Source organism: Corynebacterium sp. ES2775-CONJ, assembly GCF_024814515.1.
Classification (GTDB): Bacteria; Actinomycetota; Actinomycetes; order Mycobacteriales; family Mycobacteriaceae; genus Corynebacterium.
Genome location: NZ_JANUXT010000005.1, coordinates 1 through 23,625, shown reverse-complemented (window position 1 = coordinate 23,625; position 23,625 = coordinate 1). Strand labels below are relative to the sequence as shown.

Sequence of the window (23,625 nt, the reverse complement as noted above, 5' to 3'; positions counted from 1 at the left end):
TTTAAAGGACACACCATGACTACAACGATGATTAACGACCTGCGAACCCGGCGTGCCGAGACCTGGGAGAAGATCAAAGCCTTCCTTGAAGAACGCCAGAGCGCCAACAACGGCATTCTGACCGCCGAAGACGATGAAACCTATGGAAGCCGAAATCGAAGCACTCGGCCGCGAGATTGCGCGCGCTGAACGCGCCACTGAACTCGACGCCCGGCTCTCCAAGCCGGTTGCCGCACCCTTGGCTATGACCCCGGGCACTGTCACTCCTGAGCCTCACAAGGTGGTGCCTTACTGTACTACGGATGAGTATCGGGAGAACTTTCGGAACGACATGCGCATGGCAATCAACCCCTTCGAAGTACGCAACGTCTTAAAGAAAGGCACTGACGCTGAAGGTGGCTATTTGGTGCCGGACGAGTTCGAACGCACCCTCGTAGAAGTGCTCAACGAGGAGAACATTATTCGCTCCCTGGCTAAGCGGATTACCACCACATCGGGTGATCGTAAGGTTCCGGTGGTTGCCACCAATGGTAAGGCCGACTGGCTCGATGAGGGCGCAGCAGTCCAAGAGTCTGATGAAGCGTTCAAGCAGGTCACCTCGGGTGCTTATAAGCTCGCCACTTTCATCAAGGTCTCCGAAGAGCTTCTGGACGACTCTGCGTTCAATATCGAGGCGCATTTGGCCAGCGAGTTTGGGCGTCGTATCGGCGCTGCGGAGGAAGAAGCGTCCCTGGTTGGGGATGGGTCTAATAAGCCCACCGGTATTTTCGCCAAGACCGGCGGAGCCGAAGAAGGCCTCAATGCTGCCGGCCAAACCGCGATTACCGCAGACGAGCTCATTGACTTGTTCTATGCGTTGCGTGCCCCGTACCGCAAGAACGCCGTGGGGCTGACCATCGACAGCACGGTGAAGGCGATTCGTAAGCTCAAGGACAACCAGGGCCAGTACCTGTGGCAACCCGCTCTCACGGCAGGTGCGCCGGACATGATCCTAGGCCGGCCCATCCACACTAGTTCCTTTGTTCCCGAACTCAAGGCGGGCGCTAAGACGGTGGCCTTTGGTGACCTGTCCTACTACTGGACTGCTGACCGTGCTGGGCACTCTATAATCGAGCGTGTAGAGCCGGCGAAAGTTCGACCTTAAAGAGATAGTTGATACGGGCCGGGGACTCTATTGGGGTGCGGAACGCATTAGCTTATGCGATACACTGCTCTCGTATGATCCAAATTGCTGGGGCCAGCATCGCACCTGAGAAGAGACCCAGACACCTATGCCCAAGCCACCGCTGATTGCAGATCGGTATAGTCGAGTAATTTCAACGATGTAGGCGACTGGATCGATCTTCGGCACTCAATATAGCGTGGACACTTGTCCTTCTCGTCTCCCTGAGCTTGGTCCCAGGTCATTCCCGAGGTAACCGTAGGTTGCATGCAAGGTGCTTATCAACTACGAGCCAAGGTGGGGTACCACCATTTGACAGGGTATTTTAATCCCCTCGCAGCCTCACGTAGACAGTAATGCCACCCAGGTCCTAAGTCTCCGGCAACAGTTCACTGGGCTCGCCCGACATGGTAATCATCATCGCGTCGCGAGCGCGGGAGGCTGCCACATATAGCAGAGCCCGCTCCTGGAGTAGGCGGCTGTGCCTATCTTGATCGCTGAGTCCTTCGAGCCGGAAGTGCTGCGGAACGGCGTCGCGCGAAACACCCATGAGAATTACGTGGGTGAATTCAAGACCCTTGGCATTGTGCATCGTGATCACAGTAACGGTATTGGTATCAGAGCTATTGCGAGCAGTGAGTTGACTTTGGGAAGCGATACCATGACCTTCTAAGCCGGTGGATACCTGAGAAACCTTAAAATTCGAGCGCAGTAACACACCGATGTGGGCGTCCGGAGCTTCTTCCCACCATTTTTTGATCTGCGCGGCCACGATATCAATCTCTTCACTGTCGGTTTTAGCGTGACGCACGAGAGGCAGCGGACCAGAGCGCAGCGAGTGGTAGCCCGACAGTGAATCCACATCGTCGGTGGAGTCAATCCAATTTTCGGAGTCTACTCCTTCGAGAACTTGCACTGCGTAGTGCAAGTTCTCCTTGGTGGTGCGATAGTTCAACGAAAGCTTCTTGGTAGCGCGGCCGCGGGTTTCAATTCCGAACTGGCGTAGGGACAACCGCTGGCCGTAGATGCGTTGGTGCGAATCTTCGGCCAGGAAAATGTCATTTGGCCCTGGAGCTGTTACGGCGCGCAAGAAACGCCAGTGCCCAGCGTGGAAATCTTGAGCCTCGTCAATGAGAGCGTGATCGAAAAGAGTCTCCCCGCGCTGTTCGACTACCGCTGCTGCTAATGCCGCTAGAAGCGTAAATGGTACGCGACCAGCAGTCATGCACTTTTTAGTGAAGGAAGCCATGATATTCCATACAGCTTTGCGTTGCGAGCGGTTGAGCGCGACTCCGCGGCCCTGCCTCGGAGCACGGAGATAGGCCGACATCTCAGTGATATTTTGACCCAGGATAATAGCTTCGTATTCCGCGGAGAGGAAGCTAGGAATACCAGCGCCATGAGGAAGATCAACGGAATTAAGAAGCAGCGCATCCTCCCACAGAGAGACTTCCTTTTTGCTGTCTAAGGGCCTAGGCCGGGTGTACTCTTCGAGCCCGGTGACCGCTTTGATGGCGGTGTAAACTTCGTTGTTAGAGGCGGTCTTCATCACCCAGGAGATGAGGGCGTCAATTCCGCTAATCCAGAGCCCAGCCTCACCAGGTTCGCTAGCTTCGAGGAAGCGCGGGTCGAGGATATTCATATTAAGCTTTAAGGATTCAGCCAAGCTCTTGGTATAGGTGGTCATAAGTACACGCGCCTCGGGAGCATTTTTCATCAGATGCTTGGCGCGGTGAATCAATACAACTGTTTTACCCGTTCCCGCTCCACCGGTTACCCGGGCTGCACCTTTGTGGTTGGCCGTAATAATCGTGCGCTGTTGCGGGTGAACAAAAATCCGCCAAGCATTAAAGTCCGCGGATTCTAGTATGGCCTGGAGCGCTTCAGCATCGGGATCATGAATAAACTCCATCTGTGCGGCTGGGTGAGCGAGTCCAGCTACGAGCTTTTCATCCGCGGTTTGATCCGCGGTGATGGGCCGTTGATCAAGGGCGTATTCTTCCTTGATGCGATCGACGGTCATACCGGCCAGTAAGGCTTGGGCGGCATCTGCCTCCCAAGCCGGCAAGGTGGTAGCAGCTTGAACAAAGCTCTCAATGCTGGCAAGTGATTCTAAGAGATGGATTGCGGTATAGGAGAATCCAAGCTCATTGATCAACCGACTCGTCAAAGCATCTGTACTGGACATGGAGGATTCTCGTACCAAGCGTTTGATAAGAGTCTCGGTACCGGCATCAGCTGGCGGAGCGGATTTATCTGCCGGTTCTACCTCCCCGGACTGTGGGGATTGATGTTCTACTAGCGAAGTAATTCCGTTAACCGGGTTGACTTGCATTTCCAGGCGTGCGGCCTTGGTTATTGCTTGCTCAGATGGGTAGACACCTATCAGGAGAAGTTGTCGAGTTGACTCACCAGCTATATCAAAGAGCACAAGGAGCGAATTATTTGCAACGGGTATCAACCGGGCACGCGGGTCTACCGCGGCTGTGGGCGTAATCACTCCTAATGCGGCATCATCGGGATTGATCTTTAATTGGTCGATCAAGGCCCTTGTGGGATCGCTCAGTTCGCGGGCTACTTCGAAAATCTTGGGGATGGTGATATTTACCATGCTTATGACCTAGCCATTCCGTTATTAAACACCTCTGCCAGGGTGTCTTTAGGCTTCGCGAGTACCGCGTACCATCCCCGGCCTGTGATGTCTTCGATCAGCTCTGCATCTTCTGGGTAGAGCAACGCCACTTTCTCTTCCTGCCATAGCGCCACGGTGGGAATGCCGTCTAGCTCTTCACCGTAACTTGTAGGGAGCGGCGCCCCGTGGTGTTCAAGTAGTTTTAAGGATTTGATCAATTCATCTTCTCCGGCAAATTCGTTGAACACATCGGCCCATATTCCAGATTCTGGCTCCGCGATAGGAATAGCGTCGATTTTTTCTTCCAAGAGGGCTTCAACTTCAGATTCTCTTCTAACAGAGACGTAGCAATCTTTAGTACTCGCGAAGAAAAAATTAGACAGGTGAAGGAAGTTTCGCCATGCTTCTTTATCAATTTCATCGAGGGCTATGAGTTCCAGCCGGTGGTTTCCGGACTGGTCCCACCATACCGTTACCTCACCTAGATTTGTGGACCGTAGGAGTTCATCGTCTTTCTCGCAGCCATGTGATATTGACATGGCTGCTGCAATGGTGGCTAGTGTGGTCCATAGTTTCTCGTCTGGGTTTTGCAGATAATTTAACAGCTGAGTCGCAGGGTCTTTTGCCAACAAGTTGATTTTGAGGCTGTCCACCGTAAACTTCTTGCCGAGTACACCCACCTTTCCCCGGTTGAACCAGCGTGGATCATCGCGGTTTTCGCCTTTGGCCTCTTTTTGAAACTCCTCGACGTCCTTCCAGGTAATGGACCAACTAATGATATCTTCTTGGTTCTTGAGGCTGCGACGCTTGCGTATATCGTCTTCTACTCGGTAGTGTTGCGGCCCTATGTGGTACATGGCCCCGTCTAGGTAGACGGCGAGGTCTCGCTGGCTGGGGTCATCGGTATCGAGATAGAAGTCCGGAATGGTGCCCTTTTTGGAGTATTGCCCTCGCATTCGCCACACATGAGGATTTCCCTTGAACCTGAATTCCCATACCCGCTTGCGACCTTCCACCTTTTCTCGAAGAAATTCAGTTTTAGATTCCAGCTGCTCCAGAAACTCTTTCAAGAAATATGCTTCTAGCTTGGATTCTTCCTGCACCATGGGTTTTTCAGTATGAGGTTTCCACTCAACTGTATGAGGATCGGCATCATCGCTGGGGTGCATATCGTTGAGCAGGAGCTTATACAGCGCTGATTCCGCCGCCGCCCGAGAGACTGAGTCAGCATTGAAGGCAGCAAAGGGTAACAGGCAGTTTTCGCAGGCTTTGCGGTCTGTATCTATGCATGAACAAGTACTCAATCGTTTCCAGGCTAGCATGAGGAGCTTTCGTACTTGCTCGGGCTGGGAGAACTGGGTGAGGTAACCAGTTCCGCCTGGCACCGCATCATTGAGCAGCAGTCCGCTGTTATTGCTGTCCAGTTTCACTTCGTGGATGTGTAAGTGATGCGGATTGCCACGCAGCAGCAGTTTGAATCCCATCAGGAGGGCGGCGGTCACGCTGGGAATGGTTATTTTGTCAGCAACGGAGAGCAGGGAAGGGAGGGAAATGAGAACACCTTGGGTTTTAAGCGTCCGCGCGAGCGCAAAGCTGACGGTTTCCTCTTCGCGGGCTTTCTGGTGTTGACACCACCGCCTATGATCGCGCCAGCTATTGGAACCAGCGCGAGAATCGAGGTGGCCACAGTATCGGCACACCCTAAATAATGGTGTTTCAACCTCGTTGCCGGCAATAACGCGTGTATCACCATGCCCCTTACCTAGGTTGAACATATGGAGCTCTAGTCTGCGAATATGTTTAACTCCGAAGCCGCAGCTGAGGTACCACGATTTACCAACGTCCTCCGGCTGGTAGATGAACGAGCTCAGGCGCGCAAAGTTCGCTATACGGCGGTCTTCGGTGTTATCTGTAATCGCCGAGCGCGTGCGCTCGACCTCTGCGGACACTTTTCGCATTTGCACCACGTTGAGCACTTGGTTCATATCCGCGAAACGTGCCTCTCCACAAGCCGGACACGCCGTGGACTTTCTCTCCTCTGATGCTTCTAATTCCGAATAGGAGCAGCTAGGGCAGAACCGGCGCTGCTCAATGGCCTCACCGGCTTTGCCAATTTCCACGCTATCAATGGAGGCAGCAATTCCTTGAATATAGAACGTAGCGCCCGGTGCCAGCTCGAATAAAGCAGCGGAGACGGCACGACTGTATTCGCTGCTATGGGTGTCAAATTCGTGGGTATTAGGATTTTGGGAGCTCACCTGAACATTCAAGTCCACGGAGTCATCGAGCAGAGTGAAGTTAGGAAGAAGTCCGTGGCGCTCCATGGCGGAAATCCAAAATTCCTCAACCATGCTGGCGATCTGCCTTTTCAGATGTCTCAAGCTAGCCTTGGCGCTGCGATCTTGGGATCTGGTTTCAGCATCTGCCGCAGCGGAATTAGCGGCCTTATCAGTCTCGCGCACAATCTTCTCGATCGCTTCTTTACGCTCGCGCAGCAACTCGAGATCCCTGTTCCAGTCTTTTCTTGCCTGTTCCAGGAGTAGGTGCAACCCACCGTCCTGTGCCCAACTACTGAGTTCGTCGACCACGTCGGTGGTAACACAATCAGCAATAGTGCCCAAAAAGGCATCTAAGGAGGAAGCAATGATCTCCGGGGTAAGCTCCTTCTCCATGACTGCAATAAGTGTGTCAGCTTCTCGGTTATGCGACAACGAAAACACCGAAGAGCCCCACCGGAGATCCGGAACCAGCCTGGGAAGCCCGTTGCTTTCAATGAGGTAGGCAATAAACTGACGTTTAAGAATCTCCTCAGCCCCTAAGAACGCCGCCGGTGGTTCGACGGTACCGCCGATCATATTCAACGGTGTACTCAATAGCGGAAGGGTGGCGGTGCGCCCCCGGACCATTGAAATAACGAGAGAATTTCCTGTCAAGCGGCCAGCGCGACCCACACGCTGAATATAGCTAGCTACGGACTTTGGTAGGGAAGCTAGCATGACGGAGGAAAGGTCTCCGATATCAATACCCATCTCAAGCGTGGGTGTTGCTACTAAAACATTGGGGGCTTGGGGTACCTCACCCACCTTCTTCTTGAAGTTGTTTTCCACCTCGAGGCGCTCGTGTGTTGGCAGCAAGCTGGTGTGCTCTCTGGCAACCACCGTGCGAGGCTCGGTAGAGGAGTACAGCGAGCGGTAGTAGTTATCCTCAATGGTTTTAATCTCATAGGAGCCCATGCAACCAGAGTTATGGCAGGGACATCCTTCTAAAACGCGCCGGGCCGGGCCACCTACACCGACGCGAGCATGGCATACCGAGCACTCTAGGAACTGAGGCTCCTCTTCGGCATACAATACGACAGTTTGTGGCTCGAGTGCATACACCTCTCCATTGGTATCAGTGCGAACGGAGCTGACAACATCGCGCTCCGCAAGAGCCTGGAAGAGTGCAACCATGAGGTGGCTGGAGTCCTGACTTCCTATCCCTAGTATTTTAGTGGTCCAGCGAGGATAGAAGCCCTGCGGGGATCCAAGTGGCATATCGCCGTAGTCCTTGAGGGATATACTCATTCCCTTGCGGGGGAACTTTGGCGAACCTCCCCTGGCAAAAGCCGTCATCCCCTTGGATAGTGACTCTCTTTTGTTGAGCTGATATGGATTACAGTCCTCTTTGAGATACGAACTGAACCACGGATGGTTGATGCCCCCTTTTAACCGCATCATTTCCACTACTCCGCGCACCCAGGAAACGAGTGTAGTGTCGTGGAATCCTTCGAGTGGTAACTGCAGGTTTGTTTTATTGAGCGCTTGTTGGGCCACGCTGAGCAGCGTGTCATCATCGACATCGACCATGACGGTGAGGGCACCAGTAGTAGTTAGGGAGCGCGCTAAGTCCGCGCGTTGTCCAAATTCTAGGGCGATATCGAAGGCTAAGCGCTGCTCAACAGCGTTTTTGGCGTTGCGGAGCTGGGTACCTTTCGATCGGCTCGGATCCCAGTAAGCCCTAAATGCGTCATAGTCAACCATTTCGGAGGGGATGAGCTCATAGCGCTTACGAGGTGAGTCCTTCGCAGACTCCATTAACAGTGCTGGCAGTTCATTCAAGGTAACTTCGCTATCTGCAACCAATTTGCGCATCAAGGTACGCAATGCGAAGGCGCGCGCCCGCGACTGCACAAATCCCGCTCGGTGAGCTGCATCTTGGACGGAGTCGGTGAAGATGAGCGTTTTCTTTTCTTCATCGTCTAGGTCCTTCTGCCCGAAGTAGTTCGATAATGCTACTGAGAGTAGCGTGGCTACGGATGAACCTAAATAGCGGATAGCATCTGGTTCGCCGCAGGACGGGCAGGTCTGTTCCGTTGCAAGATCACCATCGCTGCCATCCCGAGTGGCGTAACTCAGCACCGGAACAATGCCTTCGGTTTCGATATCCTCGTCTGTCGGTCTCGTGCGACTCAGCGAAGGTAGGGAAAGATTAAGCCAGTGTACGCTCGCTATATCTCCTGTATCACGTCCCACATCCTCTAGTGCCTCCGCTTCAGCATCTATGAGTGGGCGCTGAAGTTGCGGTTTTTCCACACTAATGGAACGAATCTTCTGACTCTGCGTGATAAGTTGATCATCGCCGGCTTCCTTAGCTATCATCCATCCACTGCGGCCGCAATTGCGGCAGTAGCAGGCTGGCAGCCAATGAGGGTCGTCGCTGGGGCCATCGTCATACCACCGGAATATAGGACCGTCAGTGATTCCAACGGCACGCTCAACGCGAGAAACTTCACGTACCCACAAGTGGGTCTCTACACCGGGCAGTTGCTTGGCCTCGAATTTATGGTCGAAACCGTACTCCGCACGCAGGAAGGAGATCTCGCTGAGCAGATGCGTGATGAAGATGTGGGCTTCTTCGCCCAAAATCCTCAGCAGAGTAGGCTCTAGAACTGAAGATACCAGTGAGATTTCAGCGCTATTCTCCCGCGCCACCAAAGGCACCGGGCTATCGCTGGCATGGGTGAGGACTTCGACCACCAAGGGGTGCTGGCTATAGGCGGATAGAGCGGCTGAAATATCCTCCGAGCATCCAAAAAGCTTATCGCACAAAACTGCGTGGACATCATGATCGTAGGCGGTTTCTCCGCCTGCTTGGCGCGCTACGATCTCAGCATTAATCGACCTGATTAATTGTGCGGTGACCACTGGGTAGCTGGTGGTAGGCGCCCCGAATTTCTGCGCTATCTGCTTCTGCCATTGTTGGAGTGTTAGAGAGGTTTCCGAGACAACCGCATCTTGAGGAAAAGTGACACCGAATACGGTGTGGGCAAAATCAACCATGGCATCTGGATCAGCATCTGCACCCATGGTTGCGGAGGTGGCTACTGGGGTGGGTTGAATATCCACATCCTGCGGGCGAAATTTCTGGAGCATTAATTCCAACCTGCGCAGCAGTAGTGCCACATCAGTACCTTGGGCACCATCGTAGGTGTGGAATTCATCGAGAACCAAGTACTGCAACGTTGCGGCTGAGCGCTCCCAGATCGGTTGGTCAGCTGAACGAAGCAGTAGCTGATCTAACATTTTGTAGTTAGTGAGCAGGATATCCGGTGGGTTCATTTGCAGCTGGGTACGGTCAGCGATGAGCCGATTCTTGGACATTTTTTTTGGTCTGCCATCACTATCACCAACATAAATACCCGCTGTAACATTCCTCAATGCTGGGTTACCATCAAGCAGTTCTGCTATGCGCGCTTCCTGATCATTGGCCAGCGCGTTCATTGGGTATAAGATCAGCGCCTTAACACCGCGAGCAGTGGAATGCTGGCAGTGGTTAAGAATGGGGTAAAGAAAGGACTCCGTCTTACCAGAGCCAGTACCTGTGACAATGAGCGTGGGTTCTGGCTTGCGGTACGCACCATTTTCATCGATAGAACTGAGCCGCCTAAAGCTCTCTGCTTGGTGACGGTAGGGCTTAAACCACGCAGGTAAAATCGCAGATAGCAGAGTCTCTTCTTCTGCTGGTGCATAGGGTAAGCGGGTGCGTACATAAGGGCCCCTGAACATGCCTGTTACTGGGTTGGTGAGGAATTCAGCCAACCGTGCAGCGGTGTTTTTGTCTGCTAAAGAGAAGCTGGTAGTCAGGTACTCTGTTATACCTTCGCGCACCGTATGCGCAGCGTGAACCGGAATGAGAGTAGACATGAGGACCCCATGAAGTAGAGAGCGATTTAGTTTATCTCAGGATACCTCACCACGTGAACCGACCTGGGAGATATTAAGCAAGGGCACCGTACTACTGTCTGATAATGAATATTCTGTCACTGGTTCCTATGGTAGCTGGGTCATTGATGGGCAGCCTGTACTCATGGACTCCGTCTACCGTGTTGCGATCCGTGCGATGGCAGCTACAACTGGTTATAGAACCCTGTATCCCGCTATCATTCCGCCGGGCGCGAAGCACGTCCATGGAGTTCTGTCGTTCACGCACCCCAATCTCGAGATGCTTGCGGTTGCCGGCGCCGTGATGAGTAGTTTTCCTTGTGATTTTGTTCTCAGAGCTATTGGGACAGCCAATATTTTCGGCTCGACCGTGGAAAGTCTTCCTACAGTGACCGATCCCCAAATCTCCTGGATGTTGGTGGAACGGTACTTGCGTCTATGCGCCTTAACAGAGGCGTACGCCGAATTGTGGGAAGCGTGCATAGGAAAACATTGGTCGCCAGATACGCCAGTAAGAGTCGCTCAAAAGCGATTACAGCTGCAAACGGAAATAGACGCTCTAGTAGGCATAGCCATGGGTCTTGACGTGGAAGATTTGGTAGTCATTTACCGTTCCCAATTCCCAGTTATGCGGCGATATGATCGCGAAAATTTATACGATCGCAATGGTCGCGCTGTACCTAAGGATATAGCGAAGGCCTGCCAAGAGCACCCATCAGCTGCAAATCTAACCTGGACGCACCCACAGTCAGGAGAGACATTCGCCTTACAGCCGCCCTTTGGGACTTTTGATCGTGAAGGCGCGCTCACAGATTTCTATGAGTCGACCAGGAAACTGATGGGATAATAATGAATATTATGTCAACAAATATGGAACCTGGACCATCGACGATCAAGAAATCCCCATCGCCCGCACCTATCGAGTAGCCTGGCGAGAGATGGCAGCTATCACAGGTTATCGAACACTGTATCCAGCGATAATCCCACCCGGAGCCTGTCATGTACATGCCGTGAACAGCTGTGCGATTCCCTTCAACTGGGAAACGCTTTGCCTAGTGGGAGGCACTCTTTCTTCTCTCATCCTAGATTTCTTCATTCGAGCACTAGGAGGAACACACTTGTCACCAGAAACAGTCCAGAGCTTGCCGCGCGTAAACCGGAAAGATCCTCTAGCGTCTGAAATTGTCCTACGGTACTTAAAACTTAATTGCATAACCGATGCCTATTCGGATATTTGGAGAGATGTCACCGGAACTGAATGGGACCCGAGTGTTGCACTCCGTAGAGCTCAAGAGAGGGAAGAAACACAGGCCGAAATCGATGCGCTAGTAGCAATCTCCCTCGGAGTTTCCCTGGAGGAGCTACTTGTTATTTATCGAAGTCAGTTTCCAGTCATGCGTAGATATGATAGAGAACGCCTCTTTGATAGTCACGGTAGATTGGTCACGAAGAAACTACCAGAAGCCTCCAATGGAAGAGCTTTTATCTTCACTCATTCTCGGTCGAGAGATGAGCACTCTTTGGAAATCCCGTTGCGGCATATTAATCGCGAGGCTATCTATACGCAGGTCTATGACCAATTTGAAAACTCTGAATCCGAGTCACAATCAATTAGAGGGTAGAGATAAATCAGGATCTGCCCTTGCTCTCGTATATACTCTCCCACACCGCAACACGGTCGAAGGGCTGTCCAATAATTTCCTTATGGGTTATCAAATCACCTGCGTCGTCATATTGCCGCTGCTGGTCGTATTTCTTCATAACCGGGAACTGGCTTCTATAGATGGTAACAAGGTCCTCCAAAGTCACACCGAGTGCGATTGCTACTAGTGCATCGATTTCTGCCTGTGTTTCTTCTCTCTTCCGCGCGTTACGAATGGCAACACTCAGGTCCCATTCAGTTCCGGTGACATCTCTCCAAATATCCGAATAGGCATCGGTTATGCAGTTAAGTTTTAAGTACCGCGAAACGATCTTTTGGGAAAGAGCATCCTCCCTCCGCACTCGCGGGAGTGGTGCGACTACTGAAGGTAGCAAGTGGGTGGCTCCTGTACTTCTCACGTAGAAATCGAGGATAAGAGAAGATAAGCATCCTCCAATGAGGCATATGCTAAAAAAACTATTCGGGTCAAAACAACTGGTAATCGTGAACACGTGGCATGATCCAGGTGGAATGATTGCTGGATAGAGAGTTCTGTAGCCAGTTGTTGCAGCCATCGTTCGCCAGGCTACTCGATAGGTGCGGGCGATGGGGATTTCTTGATCGTCGATGGTCCAGGTTCCATATTTGTTGACATAATATTCATTATCGGCTTTTCGCTGGTACCCAGTAGCGGGTATAAAATCAGGTTCCATTGACTCAAGATCCACCGGTGACCAGTCCGCATTACTTTTTAGCGTGGGATTGGGCTGTTTAATCATGGGCGTAGACACTCCCAAGTGGGGACCCTGGAGAATGACATCGTCCCATATTGTCGGTTTAGCCCATCCGGTATCGAAAAGACCGCTCTTTTTAGCGGCGGTTTCATGCCATCCTTGAGAGAATTTTAGATCTAGCTCTTTCATCCGGGGAGCGTGTGCGAGTTTTCCCAAGATTATAGCGATTTTGCTATTAACATTGAACACCATACGAGTATCCAGCAGCGGAGTTAATTCGTCCTCCAAGATTGAGTGCCACGTCTTAAGTTCGTCGAGGTCCACCCTGATGATTCTGTCCGCGTGGGGTCGGCGGTCCCAGTTATTATCTTCATCTTTTAGGCCTGGTAGCTCTCCAGTTCCATCGTGATATAAAGAGTCGACGACTGTTTGGGGATGATAGAGATTGGATGCAGAAAGAAAGAACGGTTCCGCTCGAGAAGCGGAGTAGACGTTTATGCTATAGATAAGTTGGTGGGCGTTATGTTCGAATAGCTGCAACTCATTGTGTATTTGCCAGTGGCGACGCAAACGCCGATAGGCCTCACGTCTTAAGGGGGCAGCTTTTTTTTCAGTGAAAAGAGATTCCGGATGTATGAGAGAAATAACGCCTTCCGAATGCGTATTGGCCCACGTTTGGGAGATGAAAGCCCGGTAGAGGTCGGGTTGTTGATTTTTTAAATAAGGGTACTGAGTGATATCTCCAATGAAAGCGGATAGTGCTACCGTTTCAGCAACTCCCTGAATGAGGGTATTTTTTGGAGCATTGTGCATAAGCAAATCTCCCCGCTTGGCCTTCTTTGTAGCTTGGGATGGTTTATGAGCCAAGGTGAACCAGGGATCATGTTCGGCCAGGAGCCCATCAACATTGTTTGTAGGGCGTACCCATGGAGGATTTCCTACCTGGAAATCAAATCCGCCGCGCGCCATCACCACTGCAAAATCGAGATCCCAATGGAAGAATGCTTGTTTCGAGGCAATGTTAATGAGGGTATTCAGCCAGGGGAATTCGATCAGGAGCTGATCTCGAGCTTTAGCTCCCGCAACAAAGAGGTCAAATTCTTCGGCTTCGTTGAGTTCTGCCCACGTGGGGTTCTCACCAATGTGGTACTGGTCGAGTGATCCGTTTTTAACTTCGAGGGTAATGCCTAAAGTGGCGTGTAGGAAGTCGATCCACTCATCGATGGTGGGAAGGTTTGTTGCGTTTTCCTCAACTGATTGCAACGGCCAGAACCAGAGAGCATTCCACGCATCCATAACCAGACGCAGGCGTTGATAGGCGCCATCAAGGTTGCCAAAAAGTTCCTTTTCAATTTGGGCGCGGGTGACAGAGTGAGCGGCTGGTGGGAAATCTCGTCCCCATACCTTAATATTGCGGCGGATTTGAGCTTCAGAAATTTGCAGGCGGGTGAGAGCAAATTTCCACAAAACCTCCGTACGTAGTGCGAGGTCTTTGAGGCTTTTTATGTGTTTTTTGGTGAGTTTCAGTTTGTTGTGTCTCCGCCAGGTTTTGAGCCACCTGATTTCGTCAGGTACCAAATCCTTGACGTCTTTGGCTTCGGCAGTTGCACCCCAGCCCGCTGATGGAAGGAGGAAGTGGTGGATGCGGCCTGAAGTGGAGTTAGGAATCGAGTTATCTGCTAAATCTTTCAGCTTATGGAGCTGGGGCGCGGAGTTTAAATATGCTTTGAGCTCTACTTCCTTGAATGAGTAGGTGGCGCGACGGGAGCCCACTAGTGAATTGCCGTGTCGTAGATGCAGACCAAACCATGGGGCTTTTAAGTCTGCGGTCATGGTGTCGAGCCACAGGGTGATCTCTGATAGTTCAACGCCGGTAGCATTAAGATCCACACCGTAGACGCAGTGCAGCGCAATATACGCTTTGACCCGTTGGAGCTCAGCAATCCGGTTCTCGGGCTCGATTTCCTGGCCTAATTCTTCCTGCTTCATGCGTAGGTAGAGTTCAGCCAGTTGGCGCACTGCCTCGGCTACGAACGCGCCGGAGCCAATAGCGGGCTCGCAAATGGTCAGCGCAAGGAGATCATCTGCTTTAGAAATTCTGCCCGAGACTTTAAGTTCCTCAATAGCTTGCCCAACAGTAAAAGAGGTGAGAACCTCTGGTGTATAGAACGATGCTGTGCGTTCGCGATCGCGTGCCGATTGCCGGTAAACAAAGGAACCTTTGGGGTAGCGCTTATGAATCCAGTTGGTCCCTCCTTCTCCCATTTCCTGCTCAATCTTGACAAAGCAATCGAGCGGTAAATCATCGGTAAGCCGCTCTGGGACCACCCACGATCCCTTTGTGGGATCTCCTTTGGGAGCAACCTCTACGGAATCTTCTTGAGCGATAGAACCAGTAAAGGACATTAGACCTTCATAGACCTGACCCAATTCCGTGACGCCCAGAGTTGCATATGAGATAAAGCCTCTATCGCGTCCCTTGCGCTCTGGAGAGAGTAGAAGATACTCGAGCACCTGGTGCAGGGTTGCGTTTGATAATTGGCAGCGATCGATAAGGGAGGTTGCGCTTGGCTGAAAGAGGTCTGCGGACAGATTGCGGAAAACTAAACCGTGATCCGCGCCGTCAGCGGCAGGAGAGTCTGCGAAAGCCAAAGGGTTGTGCCCTTTATCCACCAGATCAAAGAGTAGCTGCAGAGATTGGTAGAGGTGCGTGCCGTTTTGGGCGCGCTCAGAAACTGGCGGAGTAAGAATCCGATCCCGCAGGCGACTGAGTCCGTATCCTTCGTCGTACTCCGTTGTCCCAGTGGGCAAGATTTCCAGTTCCGGTGAGGCCTCCGCGAATAGTAGGAACAAAATGCGGTAGAGGTAATGCAAAGACTGCTTCGCTAGCTCATTACCGTTTATGTCATTTGGGTCCTCGATCATTCCCTGGGCCGCAGAACGCTTAAGTACATCGTTGCCGATTAGCTCAATGGACTGTTTAATGGACTCACGCAGACCATCGGAAACCTTGACCGCATGATCGCGTGATTCTGCGATGGTCTCGGACCACCACGTTATTCCATCCGCTGCGCGCTCAATATTCTCCCGCGACATAATAACGGCAATACGCTGCATTTCTCCCTTAGCTCTAGCGTCATTTCGCTCAATAGCAAGAGCTAAGTCGATGCCAACGAAACGTCCCAAAGCCCAGGTATCGCGTTCCGCAAGGAATACAAAGCCCCCAGCGAGAATGACAATAAACTCTGGTGCACTATCAGAAAGGAACACCTGCCCCACCAACTTATGGGTGCTAACCTTTACATCCTTGTCCGAGACGGTCACCGCTCCGGCGGGGGAGGCTTCGGCAAGACCGTAGATATCGTGGACCGGTTCCGATGCGATGACCGCATAGCCACCCTCGTGGGCAACACAACCAGGGAAACGAGTTGTCTCACCTGCGTGTTCAACCTCCACCTCAGCTAAGTGTGGGTAACCCAAAGCCCTGGCGATCGAGCTATTGAGGTCTCGGACTTTGTCATGATTGCCTCGCTCCACTGTTGCTAGTGCTAGTTGGAGCTCTTCGCGAGCTGAGTGAAAACGAGTCCACGGGCTAGAGTGCTGAGCGCTTATATCAGCCTCCCGTTTCCACTCTTTGTGTCTATCAGCTACCCGCTTACCGAAGGATTGTTTCTCATCAGAGACGAAATAATGATCGCTGATCCATTCTTCAACGTTGATGATCGAGTCAAAAGCAGCCATGTGATATTTCCTAAAAGATATGTGAACGCGGGAGGTCTATGGGGCAGTAGTGGACGGGATAATAATCAGTAGCGGGCGAATCAGCGATCGATCGGGCTCTAAATCCGGAATGAGCTTTCGCTCAGCCTCGATCATGGGAGCGCCCTGCTTCACAGCACGAGAGTTCGGGGATGCGCCTGCACGCTGGTTTTCCCAACGTGTCGCGCGCGCATTCCACTGAGAAATGCGCGCCTCAGCAGAGGCCTGAGCTGCTTGTTTGGTCATCTCAACCTGACTCCGAGCGGCTTCCACGGCGGCGAGGATAAGATCCTGAATATCCTCTGGAACTTGGGTGGAATTGGGGTTGATAGCATCCATTCCCAAGCCGGCCGATTTCAACCATGCAACTGGATCGGAGAGCACCTCAGAGGAAACAATTCCCCAGCTGCTTTGGCTCGCTGCTAGGTAGGTGCACGAGACGATTTGGCCACGACTATTGGTCAATGTACCGATAAGGAAGACCGTGGGGCTTTCAACATTTCCAGTAATGGCTGGAATTTCGCGCCGGGACATCGAGGACAACGCGCGGTCTGCCGCCCAGCTCGTGGCTGGATTGAGAGGTCCCAAGAACACCGCGGTTGGCCAAGATTTTTCAGAATTACCTTGACGTGCGGCCTGCAACAACTGGTTACCACGCTCGGCGGAGGTGGCTAGCGAAAGCTTCTCATATACTCGCCGGTAATCCACGTAATCTTGCGGCAGGAAGTCGAGCCGGCGCTGTAGGTCCGTGGGTGGAGAAAATTCAACGATGTCATTTTTGTGCTCGACCAGGTCAATACCGCCACCGCGTCTGCTGGCTCGGGGGTCTGTAAAAGCTTCCGCGATGGCGTCGAGAAGATAACTGGCTTCGGAGGTATAGAGACTTCCAATTTCCGAGTATTCAACAGCTTCTTCCTCGTCGGAGTTGAGAAGGGCGAGGAACTCGTCGATGGAATCGGAGGTTCCTTCGCGGACGGCGTCGGGGGAGCGCACTACCTCGTCAAATTCCCGCACGCCTTGGAGGACTTTGCGAATTTCATCTTCCTCACCGCTAATGGAGTGTTTGCCCATGAGACTGGCGGCGTCGCCAAGAATCTGGTGCGCGGTATGTTCACGTTCGATGAGTTTAGCCAGCACCCGAAGATCTCCAAGGCCCTCCGCTTGTGCGCCCGTGTCGAGAAGGAGTGAAATAATTTCCGGTGAGTGTTCTTGGCCGTAGCGATCGATCCTGCCGTTGCGCTGCTGAATGCGGATAAGTGACCAAGGGATGTCGAAATGTACTAAGTGATGGCACTGTGTATGCAGATTCACACCCTCAGAGGCTACGTCACCAGTGACCAAAACCCGGATGGGAGAATCTTCACGCTTGAAACTATCAATGATCTCCATCTGCTCAACATCACTAAGTCCGCCGTGCATGATAGCTACTGCACCCTTGCTGAGTCTGAGGTGCTTGGTCAGATTCTCCTGCAGCCACTTTAAGGTGGCAACGCGCTCGGAGAAGACCACTACGCGAGTAGGCGAATTCTTCTTAATGCCAATCTCTTGCAGATAATTAACCAGCGCATTGTACTTCTCACTTGTCTCTGGGGTGAGCTCAGCGGCGAGAGCCTCCAGTTTTTCCAAGGCTGTGCGCTCCTGCGTGTTTTTGACGCGCTCTCTTCGCGAGTCGACGGTTTCTTGCAGCGCCGCTGGAGAGGACAAGAAAGCTTTGAGTAGAGTCCAGGGAAAGAGTCGATCTTGGCACGGCGTGCCGTGTTGAGGGTTGATCCACGCGATCTCCAGCTCCCGCGCAACGGCAAGCTCCTGCTCCGAAGGGTCGATGATGATATTCCTAGGTTCCTCACGGGTGGCCCAGCGTTGGCCTACGATTTCTGATACTTCTTCCGAATGACGATGTCGGCGGATAATCAGACGCTGAGCAGCGGTTACGTCAATGGAGCCATCTGGCAACACCGATGTGGGATCCAGGAGCCGTAGAATCTCCTTGAACGATTCTGGGTCCCCGTTGTGCGGGGTGGCTGAAGCTAAGATGAGTGACTCCGTGGTGGGGGCTAGGGTGCGGGCCAGTTGATTATTCTGCGTTCCGGCGTTCGTCGCGTTGTGAATCTCATCGATGACCACCGCATCCCAAGTAACTTTTGCTAACTGCGAGCGATACTTCGGCGATTTTAGGGTGTCAATAGAAACAATCACCCTAGGAAAGAAAGTAAAAGGGTTTCGCGAAGCTGGTAGCTTCTGGCGAACCTTTTGGATGCCCTGAGAATCCAAGCGTACTAAAGGTATGGAAAACCGTGTCCACATTTCCTGCTGAAACTGCTCCAGCACACTTTTAGGGGTAACAACTAGGATTCTATCCCCGCGACCGCGACGGATGAGCTCTGCCAGAATCATACCGATCTCTAGGGTCTTTCCTAGCCCCACCGCGTCCGCTAACAGGACGCGGGGGCGAATATTCTTCTCCGACAAGGCCTTCTTTACTGCTGATAGTTGGTAGGGCAGGAGATCAACCAGCATCTTGGGGGCCACGGATAATTCTTCCTGATAGAGCGGCACCGGAGTATTGCGTAGCGTGGTTTCTAGCCAGAGGCGGGAATGGCGATACTGCGGGGAACTATCTGAGACGACCTCCACCTGCGTGGGATCGAAGACCTGAATATTATCAATTGCAGAATAGAAGGTGGCTACACTATCGCGCACGTACTCAGTCAAACCGCGCGCCTTAATCTTCCAGCCATCAACCGCGCGGGTCACGCCGGTGACTAACCACTCTTCATCGCGGACCTCAACGATTAAGCCTGGTGCTAACTGGGCTGCATCCTGTAAAGACGTTGCTGGTTGTTGAACAGTAGGTGCGCGGTCAGGAGTCATGAGTTTAGAGTATCGGAATTTGCTGCCATCAGGTTGCAGGCAGGGCTTGATATAAAAACTTCACCATTCTCTTTCCTCGATGGCGGAGGTGAGTTGCATATGGCAATAATTCTTATTTGCCTAGAGGATGATAGTCCGGAGGTTGACGACAGCTGAGAAAAGAATTCGCTGAGAGGTTGGCACGCTGGCACCTTAGAGTGCGTACACAATAACGTGACCAATTTTCCCTTCGGCCTAGCAAAATTCCTCAACTCCTCGCCTTGAAAGGCATTCAATGTGAGGTGAGAATCACCTGGAAAGTCTCATTCGAACAGGTTGCTAATCGATAACGTAATAAGCATGAGTACATTATCGGAATTACTTCCACCCAGTAGGGTAACTCTTGATATAGAGGTGGATACTTGGGAAAATGCGATTATCGAAGCTGGAAAACTGCTCGAAAGAGACGGAATGAGTACCAGCGTTTATACCCGAGACATGGTGCGAACCGTTCAGGAACAAGGTCCCTATATTGTGCTAGCGCCAGGCTTTGCGTTGGCGCATGCTAGGCCTAGTCAGGAGGTCAAGGCAACAGCGTTTTCAGCAGTTAGGCTGGCCCACCCTGTTAGATTTGGTCACGAGAGCAACGACCCTGTGACGTTGGTTTTTGCAATGGCAGCAGTTGACAGCGTGCAACATATGCAGGCTATGAAAGAAATAGCGCGGATCATCTCTGAACCAGAAAAGAAGAGACGGCTCCTGGCCGCGGGCAGTGCAGAAGAGTTTGTGTCTGTATGTCACGTAGCAGATTCAGTACCCAAGCCCCAGAAACTTACTAAGCCCGCTGAATCTGACATCCACAGTAAAGAGGATAAATCACTAGCTGAGGACGCTGTTCCTTCTACTGGCAAGGTTCTCACCGTATGTGGCAATGGCTTGGGAACTTCGCTTTTTCTTAAGAGTTCTTTAGATGAATTACTTAGTATTTGGGGCTGGTCTCGGTATCTCACAGTAGAGGCAACAGATACAATTTCTGCAAAGGGCAAAGCTAAAGATGCAGACGCGATTCTAACCTCTGGTGCAATTGCTCAAACTCTAGGTGATCTGGGTATACCTATTCGAATTATCAATAACTTCACGTCTTTGCCTGAAATCGATGCCGCCCTTCGTAGCATTTACGCCGTAGATTAGGAGCTTCTCATGGAAATTATTACGAGTATTCCCTCGTTTCTGGTTAACGAAATTCTTTCAGCTCCCGCCTTCCTAATTGGTATCATCACTGCAATTGGCTTGTCTGCCATGAAGCGTCCAGTAGGACAGGTTATTGGTGGCGCAATTAAGGCTACTTTGGGATTCTTCCTCATTGGTGGTGGCGCGGGATTGGTAGTCGATTCTTTGGAGCCACTGGGAACTATGATTGCCGGGGCAACTGGCGCTCAAGGCGTCGTTCCTACAAACGAAGCCATCGCCGGTATTGCGCAGGCAAAGTACGGTGCGCAAGTCGCATGGATCATGATCCTCGGTTTCGCTATCTCGCTCCTACTAGCAAGGCTAACGAGACTTCGCTACGTATTTCTCACTGGGCACCACGTACTGTTCATGGCCACGATGGTGACTATCATCTTTGCTACAGCGGGGTGGTCTACGTGGCTGGTTGTGTCGGTGGGCTCTCTAGGCCTAGCAATCCTTATGGTTACGTTGCCGGCATTCGCACATCCCTTTACCAGGAAGATTACTGGCGACGACTCTATTGCTATTGGTCATTTTGGTACTGCAGGCTATATTGCCGCTGGTGCAATTGGCAAAGCCGTAGGAAAAAATAGTCGCTCAACCGAGGACATGAAATTACCAGAGGGCCTGCGTTTCCTTCGAGACTCGATGGTATCCACGGCTCTCTCAATGGCGCTCATGTATATTATCCTAGCGCTCCTGTTCATTGCCCGTGCAGGCACTGAAGAGGCATTTACCGCCTTCCCTAATGGTGCAACTTCAGTGGGGAATTATATTGTTCAATCCTTTACTCAGGGTCTTCAATTCGGTGTGGCAGTAGCAGTCATCCTATTCGGCGTTCGCACCGTTTTAGGTGAACTTGTTCCAGCATTCCAGGGTATCGCAGCGAAGGTCGTGCCTGGCGCTATCCCAGCTCTAGACTGCCCGATCGTTTTCCCTTATGCACAAAATGCTGTTCTCCTAGGCTTCATCTTCTCTTTCCTAGGCGGACTCATTGGCTTAGGAATATTATCCATCTGGCTGCATCCCGCATTCGGTCTCGTTCTCATTCTGCCGGGCCTCGTTCCCCATTTTTTCACGGGTGGTGCCGCAGGCGTTTACGGTAACGCTACTGGAGGTCGCCGGGGAGCAATGCTTGGTGCCTTCGCCAATGGCTTAATTATCACCTTCCTGCCATCACTGCTGTTGGGCGTCTTGGGAGAGTTCGGTGGTGAAAATACCACTTTTGGAGATGCTGACTTCGGTTGGTTTGGCCTATTTATTGGCTCGGCTGCAAGATTGTCATTAGTCCCAGCTGTACTCGTTGTTCTTATTGTTTATGCTTCAATTTTTGTGGCTGCACTCGTAGTACAAAAGCGCTTTGTCGAAAACGTTTCGCTAGTCAAGCAAGAAAGCGACGCTAAGGCAGTGCAATCTGGACGCCCAATATCAGTAAAGAACTACCCCAAGGTACTGCCACCGGAAGGAGCCCCACGCCCACCGCAGGCAGCAGATATCGTGTCATAGGTTAGCGCAACTGGTCAATAGCAGAATCCGTAGGAGACGGCGAAATTTAGCTCACACAGTTGGTTGAACTCTCGTTAACTGTAACTCTTTGCTTCTGGCCGCGAACCTTTGTTAAAAGTCGAGGCGCTGAGGACTTGAATACCTCGGTTCTCGAGACTGGGCTCGATTGCCTGCTGAGACTGCCGAGTCCTAAAGTGAGATAGTTCTGCGAATATTGGGTAAACGCCATGCCCAGTGACGTCTATTTTGTTGAGCGACTCACCACAAGCGTAGAAATAGCAGTGAGGGTAATAAATAACGAAACTGTGGCCTCTGAGTTCTGTGACACTGGGCTCAAAAATGGAATATTAAAGGCTAGGAGTGCGTAAGCCAGGAGGAGGGGGAGATCACTATCTTTATCTCCTCCATCGGTGAGACTGGTGCAGATTCGGGCAAATTGCACTCCCGCAAAAATTGCCCCTACAAGATTTGCGGTGAGGCTGATGAAGAAATACATTCTCTTTAGTATATGAGCGTGGGGAAGGTTTCGGTTACTTTACTTTCTACGCTGGAAAGATGAATCACCCGCAAGTGGAAGGTTCCCTTCCTCGTTCGGTGCTGATCAAACTAATGAGTTCTCTCATGATGGGACGATGAAGGCTGGCTGTAGGTGCGCACCTGTAGGCACCAGAATAATCGGCAGTATCTACCATTCGTAAAAAGGGATTCTTCTGATCCATTTGATAACAGCCAAGGGATGGACAGGTTCCATCCAGTCATATGAGTTTTTGAAAAACTCGCTAGAGAGCTGGTTATGGCGAAACCTCATAGCCGAGCGAGAATCGTCGGTGACGAAGAGTTTTGTTGGTACTAGAACGCCTGGCCTCAAGGAGGTGTAAATTACGCGGTTTCACAACTCGTCGGCGCTAGTCGACTGAGCCCGTGTGTATGTTGCTGATACCAATTGGGGTGCGCGAATTTGGGTGATACTTAGGGATCGGAAAATATTGTCTGGTTGGTGTTAGTTGGTGTCCTCGTCTCTGATCCACCCACCGATTACCTTAGGGATCACAACCGGGGGATCACCAAGAAGATCCCGAAGGTTCCCCTCACGCTCAACCGGATTACTAATCCGACGCTTCTGCTTCCGCCCTTGATCCTCACCAGGCTGGGCCTGATTCATCATCGGAACAAACCCACGCCCTTGAGAACCCGACTGAGACGAACCCGCCCCACTCGAACCCGCCCCACCGGAGGAATTCAATCCGCGGGAAGTCCCCGACGACCCATCCGGACCGTTCGACCCCACACCACCAGTACCCCCTAGCCCGTGCACACCAGGAGAAGAACCCCGAGGAGTGCCCCGCTGGTTGAGACCATTGTCGGCAAACGCACCACCACGACGAGCCACGTCACCTGAGGTAGTGCTGTTGCGGCCACCAGTTGTGCGGTGACCGATATAACCAGTCCCATTTTTAGAACCTAATAAACGCGAGCGGGAGTTGAGGGAGGAATGATCTTGGGCGTTTGCACCTAAAACCCCACGGTCACCGATGCCCCCTCCGGTTCCAAGACCACTATAAGGAGTACTGGTAGTGGTGGGATTTTTACCTGTTAGTGTTGCATACGCATGTGGTGGGAGACCACCACCGGTGGCAAAACTAGTGTGTGTGGTGGTTGTTGCTGCGGTGGTGGTCATTGGCGAGGCCCCTGCCCCAGCAAGGCCTGCCCCGTGAGGGGAAGTGAGGGTGGTACTTGCTTGGTGGGTGTTAATGGTGGTGGGGTTATGTGGGTTACTTAGCCCGAGTGTGTGGTGATCGGTGGCATGCGGGTTATCACCACCAGCAGTTGCCATGGATGCGTTGCTTATGGTTTCTGATCCAGTTGGTGTATCGAAACGTGCACTGGTGGTTGGGGAATTAGTGAGG

Annotated in this window: 10 protein-coding genes and 1 pseudogene; 5 read left to right on the top strand and 6 right to left on the bottom strand. The window is 52.0% G+C overall.

Annotated elements, in window-relative coordinates; all coding sequences use genetic code 11:
* The first annotated feature begins 15 nt into the window (after positions 1–15).
* Together NXT01_RS06935 and NXT01_RS06930 are read left to right on the top strand one after the other, a co-directional pair.
* Positions 16–189, top strand: coding sequence for a hypothetical protein (locus tag NXT01_RS06935; RefSeq protein WP_259079025.1), 174 nt, complete (start codon positions 16–18; stop codon positions 187–189).
* Positions 143–1,144 carry a phage major capsid protein gene (locus NXT01_RS06930; protein WP_259079023.1) on the top strand — a complete coding sequence of 334 codons (1,002 nt, stop codon included), beginning with the start codon at positions 143–145 and terminating at the stop codon, positions 1,142–1,144. The genes NXT01_RS06935 and NXT01_RS06930 overlap by 47 nt, the downstream gene beginning before the upstream one ends.
* A 388-nt stretch (positions 1,145–1,532) precedes the next feature.
* Here the strand turns inward: NXT01_RS06930 and NXT01_RS06925 are convergent, their stop codons facing one another.
* Together NXT01_RS06925 and NXT01_RS06920 are read right to left on the bottom strand one after the other, a co-directional pair.
* Positions 1,533–3,773, bottom strand: a complete 2,241-nt coding sequence (locus NXT01_RS06925) for a 3'-5' exonuclease (RefSeq protein WP_259079017.1) — start codon at positions 3,771–3,773, stop codon at positions 1,533–1,535.
* Positions 3,774–3,775: 2 nt separating this feature from the next.
* Positions 3,776–9,979, bottom strand: coding sequence for a DEAD/DEAH box helicase (locus NXT01_RS06920; protein WP_259079012.1), 6,204 nt, complete (start codon positions 9,977–9,979; stop codon positions 3,776–3,778).
* A gap of 163 nt (positions 9,980–10,142) precedes the next feature.
* Between NXT01_RS06920 and NXT01_RS06915 the strand changes: the two genes are divergently transcribed.
* Positions 10,143–10,844: a hypothetical protein gene (locus NXT01_RS06915; RefSeq protein WP_259079011.1), complete on the top strand. Its 702-nt coding sequence runs from the start codon at positions 10,143–10,145 to the stop codon at positions 10,842–10,844.
* 782 nt (positions 10,845–11,626) lie between these two features.
* Here NXT01_RS06915 and NXT01_RS06910 read toward each other — a convergent pair.
* Positions 11,627–16,114 carry a class I SAM-dependent DNA methyltransferase gene (locus tag NXT01_RS06910; RefSeq protein ID WP_259079010.1) on the bottom strand — a complete coding sequence of 1,496 codons (4,488 nt, stop codon included), beginning with the start codon at positions 16,112–16,114 and terminating at the stop codon, positions 11,627–11,629.
* Between the two features lie 36 nt (positions 16,115–16,150).
* Positions 16,151–19,003 (bottom strand): DEAD/DEAH box helicase, encoded by a 2,853-nt coding sequence (locus tag NXT01_RS06905; protein ID WP_259079009.1) that lies wholly within the window; start codon positions 19,001–19,003, stop codon positions 16,151–16,153.
* A gap of 339 nt (positions 19,004–19,342) precedes the next feature.
* Here NXT01_RS06905 and NXT01_RS06900 point away from each other — a divergent pair, with 339 nt between their 5' ends.
* The gene (locus NXT01_RS06900) at positions 19,343–20,173 is read left to right on the top strand and encodes a PTS sugar transporter subunit IIA (RefSeq protein ID WP_259079008.1); all 831 of its coding nucleotides are present in this window, start codon (positions 19,343–19,345) and stop codon (positions 20,171–20,173) included.
* Between the two features lie 9 nt (positions 20,174–20,182).
* Complete coding sequence (locus NXT01_RS06895; protein ID WP_259079007.1) at positions 20,183–21,718, top strand: PTS ascorbate transporter subunit IIC; 1,536 nt, start codon at positions 20,183–20,185, stop codon at positions 21,716–21,718.
* Between the two features lie 241 nt (positions 21,719–21,959).
* Here NXT01_RS06895 and NXT01_RS06890 read toward each other — a convergent pair whose 3' ends face one another.
* A complete protein-coding gene (locus NXT01_RS06890; protein ID WP_259079006.1) occupies positions 21,960–22,214 on the bottom strand; it encodes a hypothetical protein in 255 nt (84 codons plus the stop codon).
* A 504-nt stretch (positions 22,215–22,718) separates the two neighbouring features.
* A pseudogene (locus NXT01_RS06885) lies at positions 22,719–23,625 on the bottom strand (hypothetical protein); the annotation flags it as partial.